Here is an 18062-nt window from a genome sequence, read left to right as displayed (position 1 = left end):
ATGAAAGCTGGCTTGTAGTTCCCTCAAGACTATCATTCAGGCCAAGCCCAAATCGTGAGATCTTCTGTTCCGCCCCATCTCCGCTACGGTTTCAAAATGTAGAATACTGCAAATAACGCCGGTGACTTCTTGCGCCATCTTGGCGGCTTAGGCTTTCGTGCGGCTTCCTCAATTCAAAGCGTGGGCGACCAACGCGGGTGTTCATCGTCAACGACAAAAGTGTGCGTATGTGTCCGTTGACCCTGCAGGTGTGGGTGATCCAATGGAAGATTTTCGTGAGTATGCGTCAGCGTTTCAGGGTCGTCATGGGGCCAAAGGCGCAGGGCGCAAACAATGCCTGTGATCCCAGTCAAAGCAAGAACAAGAAGCGCTTCAGAAGTGCCAAACCGCGTCATTAACCAGCCCGACAATGGATAGGCGATAAGCCAACATCCGTGACTGAGTGCGAATTGCGCCGCGAACAATGCGGGGCGGTCGGCCTCGTGAGAGGAGCGTCGCAAGAGGCGGCCAGAGGGTGTCAACACCGCAGAATAACCGATGCCAACTAGGAGCCACGCACCGAGCAGGATGGGCCATGACAAGCCGAAACTCGTCACCAGAAACGCCAATGTCACCAGCGTCGCGGTCGCCACGGTAGCGCCTGCAACCATCACTGGACGATCCGCTATGCGGTCGAGCAACCGGGGCAGAACAAGCGCGGACATCATTGAACCGGCCCCGAAGGCAAACATAGTCCAGGCCAGCGCGTTTTCTGGCAGACCCAACGTACCGCGCACCAGCACTACTGAGTTTACCAGTACCATCGCACCCGCTGCAGCCGCAGTGAGGTTCAGCGCAAGCAATCCGCGCAATCGGGGCGTAGCGAGATAAATTCGGATGCCTCGTGTGGTGCGGTCATAGATACCTCGGCGCTCGGTCGGCTCGGGGCTGGGCAACAGTATCGAAACCACTAGCAGGGCAGAGGCAACAAAGCCAAAAACCGTTCCAAAAAAGAGCGTGTTGTAACTCATCAGAGCAAGCAGCAGAGCCGCAAGGGTCGGACTGATGATGTTCTCAAAGTCATAAGCCAACCGCGACAACGAGAGGGCTCGGGTATAGCGAGCCTCGTCCGGCAGCACACTTGGGATCGTGGCCTGAAAGGCCGGCGTGAACGCGGCGGAAGCTGACTGCAGCAGGAAAATCAGCACATAGACTTGCCAGATCTCCGTCACGAAGGGCAGACACAGAGCCGCTCCCGCACGGATCAAATCGAGCGTGACCAATACTGCACGGCGGGGGAACTGGGTCACAACAGCTGCTGCAATCGGTGCCACGCCCACATAGGCGATCATCTTTATCGTAAAGACTGTTCCCAGCACCATCGCCGCCTGGTCTCCGGCCAGATCGAAGGCAAGCAGGCCAAGGGCCACAGTGGCCAGCCCTGTTCCCAAAAGCGCTACGACTTGCGCCGCGAAAAGGTGGCGAAAGGTACGGTCTTTAAGGATGTCAAACATTTCAGAGATACCGGGAAATGGCGCGCAACTCATCCAGATCATGGGAATTGTCGCCGGTCAGGCAATGATCCATATGATCGTGAATCAATATACGTTTTGCGTTGGTTACGGCTTTTTCGACGGCATGCATCTGCTGGGCGACCTCGACGCAAGGTTTGCCGTCTTCGATCATTGCAATGACGGACCGCAGATGCCCCTCAGCGCGTTTAAGCCGAGCTATAAGTGCGGGGTGGGTTGCGTGTTTTTGTGGTTTTGTCATATACATCAGGATAACCCCCCCGGGGGGATATAACAAGACCACAGAGGCAACCGAAAGCTTGAGGGCAGTTCAGAGATATACGCGGAATGCGATGGCAGCCTTTCTCTGCCTTTCAATGGTTGTGTGGTCACTGCAGCCAATTTCGGGCCACGCGCCAACCGTGATCGAAACCGTGCAGGAGCATTTGCAGATAATTGCAGAACACGGGCATACCCACGGGTTTGAAGAAGATCTGTTGTGGGCGATGCACGGGCACAGCCATGACGGTGCAGATCATGACCACAGCCAAATGGTTATCCCCGATTCGGGCAATGCGCTTTCATTGGCCTCGCTCCCGGATGACCGGGCGTTCGACAGGGTGCCCGGCGGCCCTTACAGAAACAATGGCATAGAACGACCTCCGCGCGTGTGACGTCGCCCCAATCGGGCTCTCGACATCACACAACAACGGAGATTATCCATGAATCTTATCATTCGGGGTCTGGACAGGCGCGCGACGCTCCTTCTTGCCCTAATAACTACCAGTCTGGCCCTGAGTACGTCTCAGGTGCTGGCTCATAACGTCACTGAAGGCGATGCGGGCTATATCCAGGAAATCTGGGGCGTGAACATCATCCCCTTCCTATATCTTGGGGCCAAACACATGGTCACAGGTTACGATCACATCCTGTTCCTGCTTGGCGTCGTGTTCTTTCTCTACCGAGCCAAGGATGTCGGCATCTATGTCAGCCTCTTTGCGGTCGGTCACTCGACGACAATGCTGTTGGGAGTGTGGTTCGGCTGGGGCGTAAACGCCTATATAGTCGATGCCATTATCGGCCTTTCGGTTGTCTACAAGGCGCTCGACAATCTCGGGGCATTCCAGCGCTGGTTGGGGTTCCAGCCAAATACCAAAGCTGCGACGCTGATTTTTGGCCTGTTCCACGGCATGGGTCTGGCGGCCAAAATCCTCGACTACGATATCGCTCCAGAAGGGCTTCTTGCCAATCTGCTGGCGTTCAATGTGGGTGTGGAACTTGGCCAGCTTACGGCCCTTGCGATCATCCTCATCGTCATGGGGTTCTGGCGCAAAAGCCCGTACTTCTTCCAGCAAGCTTACAGCGTAAACGTTGTCATGATGACCCTCGGGTTCATCCTGATGGGTTATCAGATCACCGGCTATTTTGTCGCCGCGTAAAGGAGTTCAATCATGTTCAACACAGAAAGACCAAGTCTTGAGGAACTGCCAAGCTCGGCACAACTTATCCGCTCGACCGTCATTGCAGGCGCGTCCGCCGCTGTGATCCTTGTCACGGTGGTTCTGCCGGCCGAATACGGGATCGACTTGACAGGCGTGGGCAGAGTGCTCGGACTGCAAGAGATGGGCGAAATCAAAACTCAACTTGCTGACAAAGCCGAATCCGACCGGCAACTTGAAAACCAGGATCAGTCGAGCTTGCTGAACGACGTTCTTGGCCTGTTTGTCGGGTCGGTGTATGCGCAAGAAGCCGAGGTCTGGCAGGATGAAACCAGCTTTACTCTCACACCTGGAGAGTCGGCTGAGTGGAAGCTGGTCATGGAAGAAGGTGCAGCGGCCGAGTATCGTATGGTCGTGACGGGCGGTCGGGTCAACTTCGACCTGCATGGTCATGGCGGCGGGAACTCAATCACCTATGAAAAGGGGCGTGGATCGACCGGTGCCGAAGGTACCATTGAAGCGGCCTTTGCCGGTGAGCATGGCTGGTTCTGGCGCAACCGTGACTCTGATGACGTGTCAGTCATGGTACAGGTTCGCGGCGACTACAGCGAAATCGTCGAGTAAACAAAGCAAGCCGCCGCATAGATATCCTGTGCGGCGGCCCATTTGAGCCGTCCGATTCACATCACAATGTTGGAAGACCTAAAGAGCGTGAGCGGATTTGGTAGACCCTTTGCCCAAGCACACAGTCAGGGCAGCAAATTAATGCGCTACTCGGATGCACTCTTCAAAGACGCCATCAAGTTGTGGAACTTTTCTCCCTGCACCGCGACATGAGTGCGTAGCGCAATTGCCGTTTCGTCAGGGTTGCCACTGTCGAGAGCACGCACAATGTCTTCATGCTCGGACATCGACTGCGCCATGCGACCCCGAAACCGAAGCTGTTGCCGCCGGAAGGGTTTGAGCCGTCTGTGCAGCTTGGACGCCTCTTGTTCCAGAAAGGAATTGCCAGACTGGTTGTATATGATTCGATGAAACCGTTCGTTTTCGAGGTAGTAAGTGTCCGGGTCACCGGCATCGACTGCCATCTGACATCTGGAGTTAGCGTCAGTGAGGTCCTTCAGGGCTCCATCTGAAATACGAAGCGCGGCAAGCCGGCCGCAAACGGCTTCGAGTTCGGCCATGACCTCGAACATTTCCATCAGTTCCACAGGCCCGGGCTGTCGGACAAAAGCCCCCCGGCGCGGAATGAGGTCGACCAACCCCGACAGGGCAAGCCTCTGAAATGCTTCTCGAAGTGGTGTTCTGGAAACGCCAAATTGCTCGGCCAGCTTGACTTCGTCCAGACGGTCACCATCCGAAAATGTCCCGTCAAAGATCAGCTCTTCCAGATCCTGAGCAATGGTGTCGGCAAGTCTTTGGTCCATAGGTTTCTGTTTTACTCACGATCAAGTGAGAACTCAAGAAATCAAATCTTGTATACAAAAATGTTGACTTAAAAAACATAACCGCCCTATGCTTCTATTCATCCCCGGCAAGCCCGGGTTTGAAAAAGGGAGGAGAAAATGAAAGCCATGTTCAAAACAGCCGTCGCTGCATTGGCGCTTGCATCTGCGGGCACACTGGGTTCCGCAGAAGAGCTACGCCTGTCTCATCAGTGGTCGAACAAGGACATCCGACATCAGGTTGCACAGATCGTTGCGGATGAGGTTGCCGCGGCGGATGTCGATCTGGAAATCAAAATTTTCGGCTCGAAATCGTTGTTCAAACCGCGCGAGCAGTACAAGCCGCTTAGCCGGGGGCAATTGGATATGACTGTTCTGCCGCTCAGTTATGCCGGAGGTCAGCAGCCAGCCTATAACCTGACCTTAATGCCGGGTCTGGTTAAGAACCACGATCACGCAGCTCGCTTGGCAGACTCGCCTTTCATGGAAGCGCTTGAGGCCAAGATGGCTGAAGATGACGTGATGGTTCTGGTCCACGGTTATCTGGCCGGTGGTTTTGCGGGCAAAGACAGGTGCATCACCAAGCCCGAAGACGTAGCCGGTCTACAGACCCGAGCGGCGGGCAAGTCGTTCGAACAGATGCTGGCCGGAGCAGATGCCTCGATCGCGTCGATGGCATCTTCGGAAATCTACAACGCCATGCAGACAGGTGTTCTGCAGGCGGCCAATACTTCGTCCTCGTCCTTTGTCAGCTATCGCATCTACGAACAAGTCAGCTGCTATACCCCGGCGGGCGATGTGGCGCTGTGGTTCATGTATCAGCCGCTGCTGATGAACAAATCCACTTTCGACGGGCTGAATGAAGATCAGCAGGCCGCATTGCTGGCCGCGTCTGAGAAGGCACAGGCCTACTATCTGGAAGAAGCCAAGAAACAAGACGCCAACTCGGCCAAAGTCTTCGCCGAAGCAGGCGTCGAGATTGCCGAGATGACACCAGAGGATTTCGAAGCCTGGCGCGCGCTGGCGATGGAAACATCCTACAAAGCCTTCGTAGAAGAAGTTTCTGACGGGCAGGACCTGCTGGACAAGGCGCTGGCGGTCGAGTGACCCTCCCATGCCCGGGCGGCCCTGCTGCCGCCCGGCACCTGATCTCAGTTCTGATCTTCAGACTCAATTGCATCTCAATCACAGGAGGCGCAAATGGCTGGCCCTAGCTCTGCCGTTGCTTCCCACACCGGGAACAATCCCTTTCTTCGCTTTGTCGCTGCGCTTTCAACTCTGGCCGGATGGTGTTCCGCAGGCATGATCGTTGCCGCCGTCGCCATCACTTGCCAGATGATCGTTGTGCGCTTTGTCCTGAACGGCTCGACCATCTGGCAGACCGAAGCGGTCATCTATCTGGTTATCGCCGCAACTCTGGTTGGGTTGCCTTATGTGCAGCGCCTGCGCGGGCATGTGAATGTAGACCTGATCCCGATCTCACTTGCCCCGCGAGCGCGGTTTTTCATGGCGATCCTGACCTCGGTCCTGTCCATCGCCATTGTCTCAGTCATGCTGTTCTACGGCTACGAGTATTGGCACTTCGCATGGGAGCGCGGCTGGAAATCCGACACTGTTTGGGGTGTTCGCCTGTGGATTCCCTACCTGTCCATCCCGGTCGGCTTTGGACTGCTGCTGTTGCAGTTGATCGCGGACCTCGTCGCCGTCCTGCTTGGCATCGATAAACCCTTCGGACTGGAGTAAAGCCGATGGATCCCCTTCTGCTCGGCGCTATTGTCGCCATCGCCACCATCCTTGTTCTGTTCTCTGGCGTATCCGTTGCCATCGGTCTGCTGATCGTCTCGGCCGGGTTCCTGATCGTCTTCGACGGCCCTCGGTCGCTGGAGCTGATGCCGGAAATCCTGTTCGGCAAACTGGACAACTTTGCCCTTCTGTCGATCCCGATGTTCATCATCATGGGGGCTTCGATAGCCTCAACGAGGGCAGGGGCGGACCTGTACGAAGCCCTTGAACGCTGGCTGACCCGTGTCCCCGGCGGGCTGGTCGTGTCGAATCTTGGCGCCTGCGCCCTGTTTGCCGCCATGTCAGGCTCATCGCCCGCAACCTGCGCAGCAATCGGAAAAATGGGCATCCCCGAGATGCGCAAGCGTGGTTACCCGGATGGCGTTGCTGCAGGCTCGATTGCTGCTGGAGGCACTCTGGGCATCCTGATCCCTCCCTCAGTCACCATGATCGTCTACGGCATCGCCACCGAGACCTCGATTGGTCGCCTGTTTCTGGCCGGCGTAATCCCCGGTCTGATGCTGGTCGGCCTGTTCATGGCCTGGTCGCTCTATTCCACTTGGAAATCCGGCGACGCCACCCGTTTGGGATCCGGCAGCTACACTTGGAGTGAACGGTTCGAGATCCTGCCGCGTGTGCTGCCCTTCCTCGGCATCATTCTGGGTGTGCTCTATGCCATGTATGGCGGCATCGCCACACCGTCGGAAACGGCCGCCGTTGGTGCCCTGCTGTGCCTTATGATCGCGATGATCATCTACAAACTGTGGAACCCCAAGGACATCTGGGTCGTGCTGCGTGACAGCACCAAGGAAAGCGTGATGATCCTGTTCATCATCGCCGCTGCCGGTGTGTTCTCGTACATGCTAAGCTCGCTGTTCATCACTCAGGCGATTGCCGAATGGATAGGTACGCTGGACGTGAACCGCTGGGTGTTGATGGGCGCAGTCAACGTATTCCTTCTGATCGCCGGGTTTTTCCTGCCCCCAGTGGCCGTGATCCTGATGGCCGCGCCGATCCTGCTGCCGATCATCACCACCGCTGGCTTTGATCCGATCTGGTTCGCGGTCGTTTTGACCATCAACATGGAGATCGGCCTGATCTCACCCCCGGTTGGCCTGAACCTCTATGTGATCAACGGCATCGCGCCCGACATCTCTCTGAAAACCATCCTGACCGGCTCGCTGCCTTTCGTAGCCTGCATGGTGATCGCGATTGTCCTGCTGTGCCTCTTCCCGGGCTTGGCGACTTGGCTGCCCGATCTGGTGATGGGGGCATCGGTATGACCCTGTTCGCCGATCTTCTCTCAACTGTGTTCGAACGGCGTCACCGTCGGGACACGGCTGGGGCTGCCCTCGACGGTCGCCCGCTGACCGAACTGGCCGATACGCTTGTAGGGTCGGCTGGGGAAACCTCCGGATTGGCGTTGGCCGAAGCGATTCTTACCCGGTTCGATACGCTGAGCGATAACGAAAAGCTCGAATTCTTCCGCTATCTCGCTTCGGCCATGAATATCGACCCCGAGGCGGTGCGCTCGTCTCTGGACGAGTACGAGCGAAACCCATCAAAAGCGACTTATCGCAGTTTTGCCGCAGCGGCAGAGCCGGCGCGGCAGGAATTGATCCGCCGCCTGAACCGAGTGCCGGGCGCCACTGGCGCTCTGGTTCAGATGCGCGCCGATTTGCTGCGATTGAGCGGTAAAGAGCCCGAGTTGCAGGCGCTGGATCTGGACTTCCGCCACTTGTTCGCCAGTTGGTTCAACCGTGGCTTCCTGGTGCTGCGCCCAATCAATTGGGAAAGCCCGGCACATATTCTGGAGAAGATCATCGCTTACGAGGCCGTACACGCCATCGACAGTTGGGATGATCTGCGCCGCAGGCTGGAACCCACCGATAGGCGCTGTTTCGCATTCTTCCACCCATCGATGCCCGATGAACCGCTGATCTTTGTCGAGGTCGCTCTGAACAGTGGAACTCCCGGATCGGTTCAGGCCCTGCTTGCCGAGGACCGCGACCCGATGCCAGCAGAACAGGCTGATACCGCGGTGTTCTACTCGATCTCGAATTGTCAGGCGGGTCTGGCCAGCATCTCGTTCGGCAATTCGCTCATCAAGCAGGTGGCATCGGATCTGGCAGCGGAGCTGTCAGGACTGAAGACATTTGTCACCCTGTCACCGATTCCGGGACTGACCAAGTGGCTGTCCCGGGAAGGTATCGAGTGGGGCATCGAAGAACCCGATCAGATGAAGGCGCTGGCGGCGCATTACCTACTGAACGCAAAAGGCAGGGGTGATCTGCCGTTCGATCCGGTGGCACGGTTTCATCTGGGCAATGGCGCGATGGTCCATGCGGTTCATGCCGATGCCGATACTTCGGACAAGGGTCGCTCTCAGTCCGGCGGCACCATGGTCAACTATCTCTATGACCTGACCCGCGTGGCCCAGAACCACGAAGACTTTGCCAACACCCGCTCGATCATCGCTTCGTCCGAGGTCAAGTCGCTTGCGGCGTCAATCTCTCTTCCTACGACACAAGAAAGGTAAACCTTATGGCCAATCCTCTCTATGACGGTTTGTTCGGCATTCATGCTGGTAAAGACACACCTTTTTTGCATCTGCTCGACGGGTCAACCGTCACGCATCAGGACTTTCTGAGCACAGCCGCGCAGATCGCCCATGTGGCAATCCAACTGGGTCTGAAGCCCGGTGACCGGGTCGCGGCGCAGATTGAAAAATCACCCGAAGCGTTGGCGCTCTATGCTGCCTGCGCGCAGGCGGGTCTTGTGTTCCTGCCGCTCAACACTGCCTATACGGTGGATGAGCTGACCTATTTCATTGAAAACAGCGGGGCCTCGCTGATTGTCTGTGACGCCAGAAGTGAGGAGAAACTTACCCCCGTTGGCGCGCAACTGGGGGCGCAAGTGGAAACCCTGAACGCCGATGGCAGCGGCAGCCTGATGGATCAGGCCGCAGCCATGCCTGCCAGTTTTGAAACCGTTGATCGCGACGGTGACGATCTGGCGGCGTTCCTCTACACCTCGGGGACGACGGGCCGCTCGAAAGGCGCGATGCTGACCCAGAACAACTTGTTGTCGAATGCACAAACGCTGATCGAGGAATGGCGCTTTACATCCGACGACGTGCTGCTGCACGCGCTGCCGATCTTTCACACTCACGGACTATTCGTGGCAACCAATGTCACACTGGCTGCGGGCAGCAGCATCGTATTCATGCCCAAATTCGATCTGGGTGAGATCATCGGGCGGATGCCGCAGGCCACTACCATGATGGGCGTACCGACCTTCTATACCCGCCTGCTGGACGATGATCGTTTCACCAAGGAACTCGCCGCGCATATGCGCTTGTTCGTCTCAGGCTCGGCCCCGCTGTTGGCGGAAACTCACGTGCAATTCGAGGAGCGCACAGGCCACCGCATCCTTGAACGCTATGGTATGACCGAGACCAACATGAACACCTCGAACCCCTATGAAGGAGAGCGCCGTGCGGGCACCGTCGGCTTCCCGTTGCCTGGCGTCGAACTGGAAATCTGCGACCCTGATGGCAATGCCCTTCCGCAGGGTGAGATCGGAGAGATCGAGGTGCGCGGACCCAACGTATTCAAGGGCTATTGGCAGATGCCGGAAAAAACCGCCGCCGAACTGCGCGAGAACGGGTTCTTCATCACCGGCGATCTGGGCCGCATAGACGAGGATGGTTATGTCCATATTGTTGGCCGCAATAAAGACCTGATCATCTCGGGCGGCTACAACATTTATCCCAAGGAAATCGAGCTTGTGCTGGATGACCAGCCCGGTGTGCTGGAAAGCGCGGTAGTGGGCGTACCCCACCCCGACTTCGGCGAGACGGTTCTTGGCGTGATCGTTGCCGAGCCGGGCGAGACCCCGGACCTTGAAGAGATGAAAGCTGCAGTTTGCAAAAGCCTCGCGCGTTTCAAGCATCCCCGTCAGTTGATCCTGTTGGATGAACTGCCCCGGAACACCATGGGCAAAGTCCAAAAGAACATCCTTCGCGACCAGTACAAGGATCTGTTCGTGGCTGCGTAGGTGTACGCTCCCCGCCCTGCAGCGCTTTTCTCGACGATGCTGCAGGGCAAACTTCAACGGCCTGAAGGTGCGAAAACAGTGTCTCCAAGCCGTTGACCTTTTCCTGATCAGGAGTTTACAGGCAATGTATCAGAACATTCTCGTCCCGATTTCATTGGATGGAGACCGCGACACGGCGAGCTCCGTTCAAGTTGCACATGCGCTCAATTCCAACGATGGCCGCATCACGTTTTTGCATGTCATTGAACATCTGCCTCAGTATACGAACGACTTGCTGCCTGAAGGTCATCTGGAACGCGTCAAAGCTGTCGCTTCAGAACGGCTGAGGCCTTTGTTGGATGGCTTCGCAAACGCTTGCATCGAGATCGTCGAAGGACACGCTGGCCGGGGTATTCTCGACTATGCAGCGTCACATGATGTCGATTGCATCGTGGTCGCAAGTCACCAACCCGGCTTGCAGGATTATCTGCTTGGATCAACCGCGGCACGCGTTGTTCGGCATGCACACTGTGCCGTGCACGTGACCAGATGACGTCATTCGTACTGCCCTTGTTCTTTGACTTCGCATTCGCATGCAGGATCGACCAATCGTCATAGACACCGCTCGATTTAACCCGGAAGACAGCCAGGCATGCTGCGCTACTGCATGCCGACACACGGCCAATGTCCGTCTTGTGGGGAATATCTCGGGCCACGCCCCGCGAAAATCAAAATTGATCGTTCTTCTAAAACCAACCGAATTTCCGAGTTCAATTGGTTGGCTGTCACGTCATGCAGAGTCACGTTATTTACGACAACGCCGAGCCCTCAGAATAGCCGTTTGTTCGGACTCTTGGGGTTGTTACCCGGTGAAAGTGACTGCTCGCAAAATGAACAGCGCCCCAGAAATCGCAATAAGCGCCTCAATCAGATGGTTGTGAATACGTGTTCCCATCCGATGGACCAGACGACTCGCCAGCCATGTTCCGGGGACCGTAATCACCCCCATGAACAAGCCCAGCAACATCAGGTTCTTGTCCAATAGCCCGAACCCGTAGAACGTCCCCGACCGCGTCAACACGTTGACCAGACCAATCACAGCATCGGTGCCCAACAATAACGGCCCATTTAGGCCGATACTGTTGAAGAAAGCGATTAATAGCATTCCGGAACCAGCGGCTGTCCCGCTCAGGAAACCGAACGAGAACCCAAGGTCAAGTATGGTTTTCAGCCCCGGCTGAAATGACGTTCTCCTCAAGTATCGCCGGGCGGAAAGAACGAGGATCCCCTCGCTGCGGTCAGAACGCATCAAACAATCGACGCTATTTCTAGCGTCGATTGTAACTTGCGCTGACGCGTTCTCAGAAAACTAGGCGCCCCGTTTCCTTTGCGAATCCCTGATAAGAGCCGCGAGCCGATAGAAACCATGGGCCATCTTGGTATAAGGCATCAGCAAAAAGAACGTCAGCACCGCCCCCAGATGAATGGCAAGCAGCGCGGGCATCAGAGCGGTTGAGCCGAGCGCGTAGAGAACAAGCCCGCTCAACCCAACAAACCCAAGCAGCAAGATGAAGCCGATATCACCACCCCACGCCGATGGGTCACCGAGATCCCGATCCGACTTTTGCTTAAGAAACGCCATGGCGCCGCAACCCACTGTCAGCAGTATACCCCCGGAAACCCCGAAAAGTTTGGGCAAAGACCAGAACCCGTAAGGCGCATGCATACCGAAGCCATAATGCATCACCGTCGCCACTGAGGTCGACGCAAAGCAAAGAAGAAACCCATACATGATAGCGTGATGAATGTGTCGGCGACCCTGACTAAATCGGTCTTCGTCCTCGAAGTTACAGCCCTCTCCATGCCCGGCAGCTAAGTCCTGCATCTTGCCCGCGCGTTTGAAGGCAGCCGCCACGTCAGCCATTTGGATCGGTTTACCGCCAACCTCAGCCCAATAGCGCCGGAAGCTGATGGCTATGCTGAACAGCGGCAGAAGAAACGCGGGCGCGAAGATCGCGACCATCGCATTGTGCGACAGGACAGTGTAGAACCCCTCCCCTCCGCTCGATCCAATGGCGCGAATTGCCCAGAACAACAGGGCAAAGCCAATCACAAGTGCCAAGGCTATGGCCCCGCCATGCGTATGGAACCGGCGCGCGAGGGGTTGCGGCCAGGCGAAGCTTTCCCAACTGTCCCGACGCACCTCGGCCAGCACTTTGGGCAGGTTCAGATCGAACTCGTGCGGAGCCGTGTACTGACAGGCGTAGTAGCACCCCCGGCAGTTGTGACAGAGGTTGGCCAGTTGCGTGATGTCACCGTCCGAAAATGCGCGCTCGGCATGCAGTGACGGGAAGACCGAGCAATAACCTTCACAATACCGACAGGCGTTACAAATCTCTGCCTGACGGCGGGCTTCTTGGATCAGTTCAGTTTGCATAAGCGGCAGCCTCACGTCCTGCGATGCGTCCAAAAACGGTTCCGATTGTCATGCCGAATCCGGCTAGGTAGCCTTGCCCAAGGATCGACCCGGCCATGGTTTCGCCAGCCGCCCAAAGGTTTTTGATCTTGCCTGTGGGGGTCGAACACTGGGCCGTGTCGTCGACCTTGAATCCGAGATAGGTGAAGGTGACGCCAGTTCGCAGCGAGTAGCCGTAGAAAGGCGGCTCGGTGATTGGGCGGGCCCAGTTGGTTTTGGGCGGGGTCAGGCCAGAGGTCGCCACTCCGTCCAGCTCGGTCGGGTGAAATCCACTGGTGTCGCCGCAGGCCGCATTGAATTCGGTTACCGTCGCAGTCAGCTTGTCGGCGGGCAGGCCCATCATCGCGGCCAATCCTTCCAGCGTGTCCGCCTTTAACGGAGGGAACACGGACGGCATGAACAGGTTCAGCGACTTGGCGTCGATGATGACATAGCCCACCTGATCCGGCTGGGCCGCCACCAGACGCCCCCAGATTGCATAGCGCTTGGGCCAGACATCTTCGCCTTCGTCATAGAACCGCTCTGCGTCTTTGTTCACGACGATAGAAAACGGCACGCAATCCAGACGGGTGACGATACCGCCGTCGAATTTCGGTGCGCGTCCATCGATCGCAACGGCGTGACATTGGGTTGGATCGCCGACACTCTCAACGCCTTGGTCCAGAAGGTCCGCCAACACTACACCTCGGTTATACGGAGTCCCCCGGATCAGGAAGTTCTTTGCAGGTTCGCCCCACGCGCGAGTAAGCCAATCCGTATCAGCCTGAAACCCGCCCGAGGCAACGATGACCGCGTTTGGCGTGATGCGATGAGACTGGCCCTCGTAGGTGTAATCGACCCATTCGATCCGATCGCCATTCAGTTCCAAATGCGTCACTGCGGCTTCATATAGCACGTCAACGCCTAGGCCCGCTGCTGTTCTGTAGTATGCATTCACCAGCGACTTGCCTCCCCCCATGAAAAAGGCATTGGTTCGCGCCAGAGACAAAGTCCCGGATAAAGACGGCTGGAACCGGACTCCGCGCTCCTCCATCCACGGCAGGCATTCCTCTGAGGTACGGATCGCCAGGCGGGCCAAGTGCTCATCGGTCTTACCCCCAGTGACCTTCAGAAGATCGGAGAGATATTCGTCTTCACCGTATTCCTCGACCAGCGGACCCAGAGGATATTTGTGCATACAGCGAAAGTTGCGCGTGTGGCGCGAGTTACCGCCGCGATAGGGTTTCGGTGCCGTTTCGAGGATCAGAACGCGAGCGCCGGCCTCGGCGGCGGTCATCGCCGCGCAGAGTGCAGCATTGCCGCCCCCAATCACAGCGATATCGTAAGCTTCCTTTTGGGTGGCCATATCCTGTCTACCTACTGATTGTCGTCGGTTGTTCGATCGCGCTCTTGCAAGGCGCGGATACGCATGCGTTGTGCCGCCTGAATATGTGCGCGCATCTCTGTCTCGGCCGCAGCACCATCACGTGCCTTCAGCGCAGCCATGACGCGCCGATGTTCCGCCACTGCCGCCTCAGACCGCTCGCTGTCCAGCAATTGCGATGGTCCAAGGATCAACAGCGCTTTTTGCAAGGACAACATGGATTTCGCGAGAAACCGGTTCTTTGCCGCATCCAAAAGCGTGGCGTGGAATATTCGGTTAATCCGCGCTGCATCCGGGCCGGTACCCGCCTCGGCCAAGCGGTCATTCAGCACGTCCAACTCATCCAGTTCGACATCCGACGCCGCCCGCGCTGCTAGACGAGCTGCCGTGCCCTCCAATACGGCGCGCATCTCATAAAGCTCCATAACCTCGGCGTAATCCAAACTGCGCACCGTTGCACCCTGCCGTGGAACATGGGTGACAAGCCCGTCAGCCTCCAACTGCCGGATCGCCTCGCGCACCGGAGTGCGGCTGACACCCAGCCGTTCGGACAGCTCGATCTCGCGCAGGCGTTCACCCGGCAGAAGGGAGCCTTCGCGAATCTCGTCCAACAGGCGTTGATACGCGGAATTGCCTTGCGGGCCAGGCTGTAACGGGTCGTCTTGAATAGTCATAACGGGCTCTCTTGCGATCTTGAGTCCAGTTGTATACATTTGGATACATATCGAGTCAACAACGTCGGGACCTGCATTGTGCCCACCCAGAAAATCTCAACTTCCCTTCTGACGAAGAGGGCCAATACACTCGGTCTGTCTGTGCTGGGCGCCGGAGTTTTCTGGGCACTGGACTTGCCACTGCCGTTTCTATTCGGACCAATGACCGCCTGCCTGATTGCGGCTTTGGCCCATGCGCCTCTGGAGGGGTTCGGTCAGGTCTCGGTCGCGGCCCGCACAATCCTGGGCGTGGCGGTAGGGGCGTCGATCACGCCGGACTTGTTTGGTGAATTACCAAAGATGGCAGCGTCGATAGCACTGGTCCCGCTGTTCATCCTTTTGATCGCGTTGGTCGGCGTGCCATTTTTTCGAAAGTTCTGGGGCTTTGATCAAACGACCGCGTTTTATGCTGCGATGCCCGGCGGGCTACAGGACATGATCATCTTCGGCACCGAAGCCGGTGCAAATCCGCGCACCCTTTCCCTGATCCACGGAACGCGCGTTCTGATCATCGTAACTCTGGCACCCTTATTCCTGTCCGTGTTCTACGACGCCCAACTGAACAACCCGATTGGCGAGCCCGCACGCGATCTGCCGGTGCATGAGTTGGCACTAATGGTTCTGGCTGCCATTATCGGCTGGAAAGGTGGTGAGCGGATCGGCCTGTTCGGGGCCTCCATCCTTGGGCCAATGATCCTGACGGCTGCGCTGTCACTGGGGGATTTCATTCATACCCGCCCCCCTCGCGAAGCCATCCTCGTCGCGCAATTCTTCATTGGCTGTGGGATTGGCGTTAAGTTTGTCGGGGTCACCTGGGTTGAACTGCGCAAGGTTGTCGCGGCGGGCTTTGCCTATGTGGTCGTTCTAGCCCTGTTGGCCGCGCTCTTCACCGCTGTTGTAACCACGCTGGGCCTTGGCCAGCCGGTCGAGGCCTTCCTGGCCTTCGCCCCCGGCGGTCAGGCTGAGATGACGGTTCTCGCCATTGTCTCTGGTGCGGATCTGGGCTTTGTAATCACCCACCATCTGACGCGTATCGTGCTTGTCATCATCGGGGCGCCTATCGCCGCCAACCTTATTCTGCGTTGGAAAAACTCGCGGAATAGATCTGGCTGATCAAAACGCCACCAGCCCAAACAGATGCGCGAACCGTCCCTATCTCAAGTGACTGCTAGCACATTGGCTCCAGAGGCCACACGTTTAAAGCTGCTATTCAGGCCATCGTTTTTGACATCCCAACGTCACTACGATTCTGGTGTAGCCAACGGTGTTTTCCACCCTTCAACAAGCCCTACCGCGGCCTCGGCGTAACTTTGAGGAAACTGATCCGATGTCCGCGCCTTCATAATCGTGTGGAGCCCCAACAAGAGACAAATCAGTAGTTTGGCGGCCTCCTCCGGCTCAACTTCGCTCTGGATTGCCTTCTCGGTTTTTGCACGGCTCAAAATTGCAACAAACCGCCCTTCCAGTGCGGTGAGATATCTCTCAATTCGGTCGTTGACTTCGGAATCGGAGCGATCGAACGAACTGATCGCGTTGAAAGCAAGGCAACCTGCATCCTCTATCTTTGGCATACGTTCGGCGGAGGCTATCTCTCTGAACCAGTCGGCCAGATCGTCCAAAGAAAAGGTTTCAGAGTCAGGAAAGTGACGAGCTTCCGCGTTATCCAGATAGGCATCTAAGGTCTTGAGGAAAAACTTCTCTTTCCCGCCATAAGTGGTTTGCAGTGTAAAGCGTGTCAGCCCCGTCTCCTGCTCCAGTTCCCGCGTGCTGGCGCCCTGGTAGCCCCGCCGCCAAAACAGGTCGAGCGCACCCGCCACAGCGCTGTCGTGATCCGTCTTACGTTTTCGCGCCACAGATTTCCCCTTGCCTTTTCTATCCATGCGGATAGTAATTGATTCCTATCCGCATGGATAGCATTGCGAATGCGCAGCGGCAAATACTGCGTGTCCGAGCCGCTTCAACCTGACGGGGAGAAAAAAATGACCGCCATCGACCCAACAACCGGGGCATCAAAGCCTGCAACCTTACGCGTGATTTTCATTCTGAACGCGCTCAAAATCCTGCTGGCCTTTGGTTTTTTCGCCGCATTCCAGTTTTATGGGCTGCAGGTTGGAGAACCGGCAGGCCCGCAAGCTGCCAACCTGATGCTCTATACGATGCTAGCTTACATGCTGACCTTCGCCTGCATCGTCGCTTCGATCCTCAAGCGAAGCATCACCGGAATCCGTGCCGCGATTGCCATTGATTTTCCGGCCTCGATCCCGGCCACTGCAGTAATTGGCTTTGTCATCGCAATCATCAGCATGGGCTTGACCTTTACCGCATCCGTTCGCGCGTTCTTCGCGCATCGCACCTGAAGAAACGCAGCTTTGGGTTTGATTGCTGACGCACGCATTTCAGAAAGGGCAGTTTAATGAACACCGCACAGTTAATTTCACCCGATTTTCCATTCGATTCAAATTATGTCGAGGTTGACGGGCAACAAATCCACTATGTCGACGAAGGCGAAGGCGACCCGGTTCTGTTTCTGCACGGCAACCCCACCTCGTCCTATCTATGGCGCAACATTATTCCTTATGCCGCTCGTCAGGGGCGTGCGATTGCGATGGACCTGATCGGCATGGGCAAGTCGGATAAGCCGGACATTGCTTACCGATTTGTTGACCACGTACCCTTCGTGGACGGGTTCATCAAGGCATTGGGGTTGAAGAACGTTACGCTTGTCATCCATGACTGGGGCTCGGCGCTGGGGTTCCACTATGCCCACAGGTATCCTGAAAACGTACGCGGCATTGCCTTCATGGAAGGCGTAATACGTCCGATGACTTGGGCCGGTTTCCCACCCGACTTCCGCGCCGGATTCCGCATGATGCGGACACCCGGCCTGGGGTGGGTAATGATTTCAGGCCTCAACATGTTCGTCGAGAAAATCCTGCCAAGCGCCATTGTGCGCGACCTGACACCACAAGAGATGGCGCATTACCGCGCTCCGTTCCCCTCTGCACGCAGCCGCAAACCGGTGCGGGTCTGGCCTTGCGAAATTCCAATCGACGGCACTCCGACAGACGTTCATGACATCGTCAGCGCCTACAGCAATTGGCTGGGTGAGACCCAGACTCCAATGTTGATGTTCCACGCCACACCCGGTGGCACCATTGGCCCTAGCGAGGTCGCTTGGTGTCGCCAAACCATTCAGAACTTAGAGGTTGTGGACATCGGAGCAGGCATTCATTTCCTTCAAGAAGACGATCCGCATCTGATCGGGAAGCAACTGGAGGAATGGTTGGGGCGGGTCTTCAAGTGACCAAGGGTAGCC

The 18062-nt window shown here is 56.8% G+C and carries 20 protein-coding genes; 12 read left to right on the top strand and 8 right to left on the bottom strand.

Going from position 1 to position 18062, the window contains the following annotated elements:
- Nucleotides 1–173 precede the first annotated feature (173 nt).
- Nucleotides 174–1493 carry an MFS transporter gene (locus tag ABLN94_RS13590; protein ID WP_352993137.1) on the bottom strand — a complete coding sequence of 440 codons (1320 nt, stop codon included), beginning with the start codon at nucleotides 1491–1493 and terminating at the stop codon, nucleotides 174–176.
- 1 nt (nucleotide 1494) lies between these two features.
- Nucleotides 1495–1752: a metal-sensing transcriptional repressor gene (locus tag ABLN94_RS13585; RefSeq protein WP_352993485.1), complete on the bottom strand. Its 258-nt coding sequence runs from the start codon at nucleotides 1750–1752 to the stop codon at nucleotides 1495–1497.
- A gap of 91 nt (nucleotides 1753–1843) precedes the next feature.
- Between ABLN94_RS13585 and ABLN94_RS13580 the strand changes: the two genes are divergently transcribed.
- The 3 genes from ABLN94_RS13580 to ABLN94_RS13570 are packed head-to-tail and all read left to right on the top strand — an operon-like array spanning nucleotide 1844 to nucleotide 3553.
- Complete coding sequence (locus ABLN94_RS13580; protein WP_352993135.1) at nucleotides 1844–2164, top strand: hypothetical protein; 321 nt, start codon at nucleotides 1844–1846, stop codon at nucleotides 2162–2164.
- Between the two features lie 48 nt (nucleotides 2165–2212).
- Nucleotides 2213–2929 carry a HupE/UreJ family protein gene (locus tag ABLN94_RS13575; RefSeq protein WP_352993133.1) on the top strand — a complete coding sequence of 239 codons (717 nt, stop codon included), beginning with the start codon at nucleotides 2213–2215 and terminating at the stop codon, nucleotides 2927–2929.
- Between the two features lie 12 nt (nucleotides 2930–2941).
- The gene (locus ABLN94_RS13570) at nucleotides 2942–3553 is read left to right on the top strand and encodes a transmembrane anchor protein (protein WP_352993131.1); all 612 of its coding nucleotides are present in this window, start codon (nucleotides 2942–2944) and stop codon (nucleotides 3551–3553) included.
- Between the two features lie 146 nt (nucleotides 3554–3699).
- Here ABLN94_RS13570 and ABLN94_RS13565 read toward each other — a convergent pair whose 3' ends face one another.
- Nucleotides 3700–4356: a GntR family transcriptional regulator gene (locus ABLN94_RS13565; RefSeq protein ID WP_352993129.1), complete on the bottom strand. Its 657-nt coding sequence runs from the start codon at nucleotides 4354–4356 to the stop codon at nucleotides 3700–3702.
- A gap of 138 nt (nucleotides 4357–4494) precedes the next feature.
- On the opposite strand from ABLN94_RS13565, the gene dctP reads away from it, so the two are divergent.
- The 6 genes from dctP (at nucleotide 4495) to ABLN94_RS13535 (ending at nucleotide 10747) form a co-directional block, all read left to right on the top strand.
- On the top strand, nucleotides 4495–5481 hold the full coding sequence (gene dctP, locus ABLN94_RS13560; protein ID WP_352993127.1) for a TRAP transporter substrate-binding protein DctP: 987 nt from the start codon (nucleotides 4495–4497) through the stop codon (nucleotides 5479–5481).
- Between the two features lie 93 nt (nucleotides 5482–5574).
- Nucleotides 5575–6117, top strand: a complete 543-nt coding sequence (locus ABLN94_RS13555) for a TRAP transporter small permease (RefSeq protein WP_352993125.1) — start codon at nucleotides 5575–5577, stop codon at nucleotides 6115–6117.
- A 5-nt stretch (nucleotides 6118–6122) separates the two neighbouring features.
- On the top strand, nucleotides 6123–7439 hold the full coding sequence (locus tag ABLN94_RS13550) for a TRAP transporter large permease (protein ID WP_352993123.1): 1317 nt from the start codon (nucleotides 6123–6125) through the stop codon (nucleotides 7437–7439).
- Nucleotides 7436–8695: a malonyl-CoA decarboxylase gene (locus ABLN94_RS13545; protein ID WP_352993121.1), complete on the top strand. Its 1260-nt coding sequence runs from the start codon at nucleotides 7436–7438 to the stop codon at nucleotides 8693–8695. Before ABLN94_RS13550 ends, ABLN94_RS13545 begins: the two co-directional genes overlap by 4 nt.
- A 5-nt stretch (nucleotides 8696–8700) precedes the next feature.
- Entirely contained in the window at nucleotides 8701–10215 is a 1515-nt protein-coding gene (locus ABLN94_RS13540) for a malonate--CoA ligase (RefSeq protein WP_352993119.1), read from the top strand.
- Nucleotides 10216–10339: 124 nt separating this feature from the next.
- Nucleotides 10340–10747 (top strand): universal stress protein, encoded by a 408-nt coding sequence (locus tag ABLN94_RS13535; protein ID WP_352993118.1) that lies wholly within the window; start codon nucleotides 10340–10342, stop codon nucleotides 10745–10747.
- Nucleotides 10748–11056: 309 nt separating this feature from the next.
- On the opposite strand, the gene ABLN94_RS13530 is transcribed toward ABLN94_RS13535, so the two are convergent.
- From ABLN94_RS13530 to ABLN94_RS13515, 4 genes are read right to left on the bottom strand one after another with little or no spacing between them, the layout of a single operon-like run.
- Nucleotides 11057–11503 carry a TSUP family transporter gene (locus tag ABLN94_RS13530; RefSeq protein WP_352993116.1) on the bottom strand — a complete coding sequence of 149 codons (447 nt, stop codon included), beginning with the start codon at nucleotides 11501–11503 and terminating at the stop codon, nucleotides 11057–11059.
- Nucleotides 11504–11563: 60 nt separating this feature from the next.
- Nucleotides 11564–12631, bottom strand: coding sequence for a tricarballylate utilization 4Fe-4S protein TcuB (tcuB, locus tag ABLN94_RS13525; protein WP_352993114.1), 1068 nt, complete (start codon nucleotides 12629–12631; stop codon nucleotides 11564–11566).
- Nucleotides 12621–14015 (bottom strand): FAD-dependent tricarballylate dehydrogenase TcuA, encoded by a 1395-nt coding sequence (gene tcuA / locus ABLN94_RS13520; RefSeq protein ID WP_352993112.1) that lies wholly within the window; start codon nucleotides 14013–14015, stop codon nucleotides 12621–12623. Before tcuA ends, tcuB begins: the two co-directional genes overlap by 11 nt.
- Nucleotides 14016–14026: 11 nt before the next feature.
- A complete protein-coding gene (locus tag ABLN94_RS13515; protein WP_352993110.1) occupies nucleotides 14027–14707 on the bottom strand; it encodes a GntR family transcriptional regulator in 681 nt (226 codons plus the stop codon).
- Nucleotides 14708–14785: 78 nt separating this feature from the next.
- On the opposite strand from ABLN94_RS13515, the gene ABLN94_RS13510 reads away from it, so the two are divergent.
- Nucleotides 14786–15859, top strand: a complete 1074-nt coding sequence (locus ABLN94_RS13510) for an AbrB family transcriptional regulator (RefSeq protein WP_352993109.1) — start codon at nucleotides 14786–14788, stop codon at nucleotides 15857–15859.
- Nucleotides 15860–15987: 128 nt separating this feature from the next.
- On the opposite strand, the gene ABLN94_RS13505 is transcribed toward ABLN94_RS13510, so the two are convergent.
- A complete protein-coding gene (locus tag ABLN94_RS13505) occupies nucleotides 15988–16599 on the bottom strand; it encodes a TetR/AcrR family transcriptional regulator (protein ID WP_352993108.1) in 612 nt (203 codons plus the stop codon).
- A 126-nt stretch (nucleotides 16600–16725) separates the two neighbouring features.
- Here ABLN94_RS13505 and ABLN94_RS13500 point away from each other — a divergent pair, with 126 nt between their 5' ends.
- Together ABLN94_RS13500 and ABLN94_RS13495 are read left to right on the top strand one after the other, a co-directional pair.
- On the top strand, nucleotides 16726–17103 hold the full coding sequence (locus ABLN94_RS13500; protein WP_352993107.1) for a hypothetical protein: 378 nt from the start codon (nucleotides 16726–16728) through the stop codon (nucleotides 17101–17103).
- 56 nt (nucleotides 17104–17159) lie between these two features.
- Nucleotides 17160–18050: a haloalkane dehalogenase gene (locus tag ABLN94_RS13495; protein ID WP_352993106.1), complete on the top strand. Its 891-nt coding sequence runs from the start codon at nucleotides 17160–17162 to the stop codon at nucleotides 18048–18050.
- Nucleotides 18051–18062 lie beyond the last annotated feature (12 nt).

Source organism: Ruegeria sp. SCP11, from assembly GCF_040329455.1.
Lineage (GTDB): Bacteria > Pseudomonadota > Alphaproteobacteria > Rhodobacterales > Rhodobacteraceae > Ruegeria > Ruegeria atlantica_E.
Note: the sequence above shows the minus strand (reverse complement) of the source record. Positions and strands in the feature narration are given on the sequence as shown.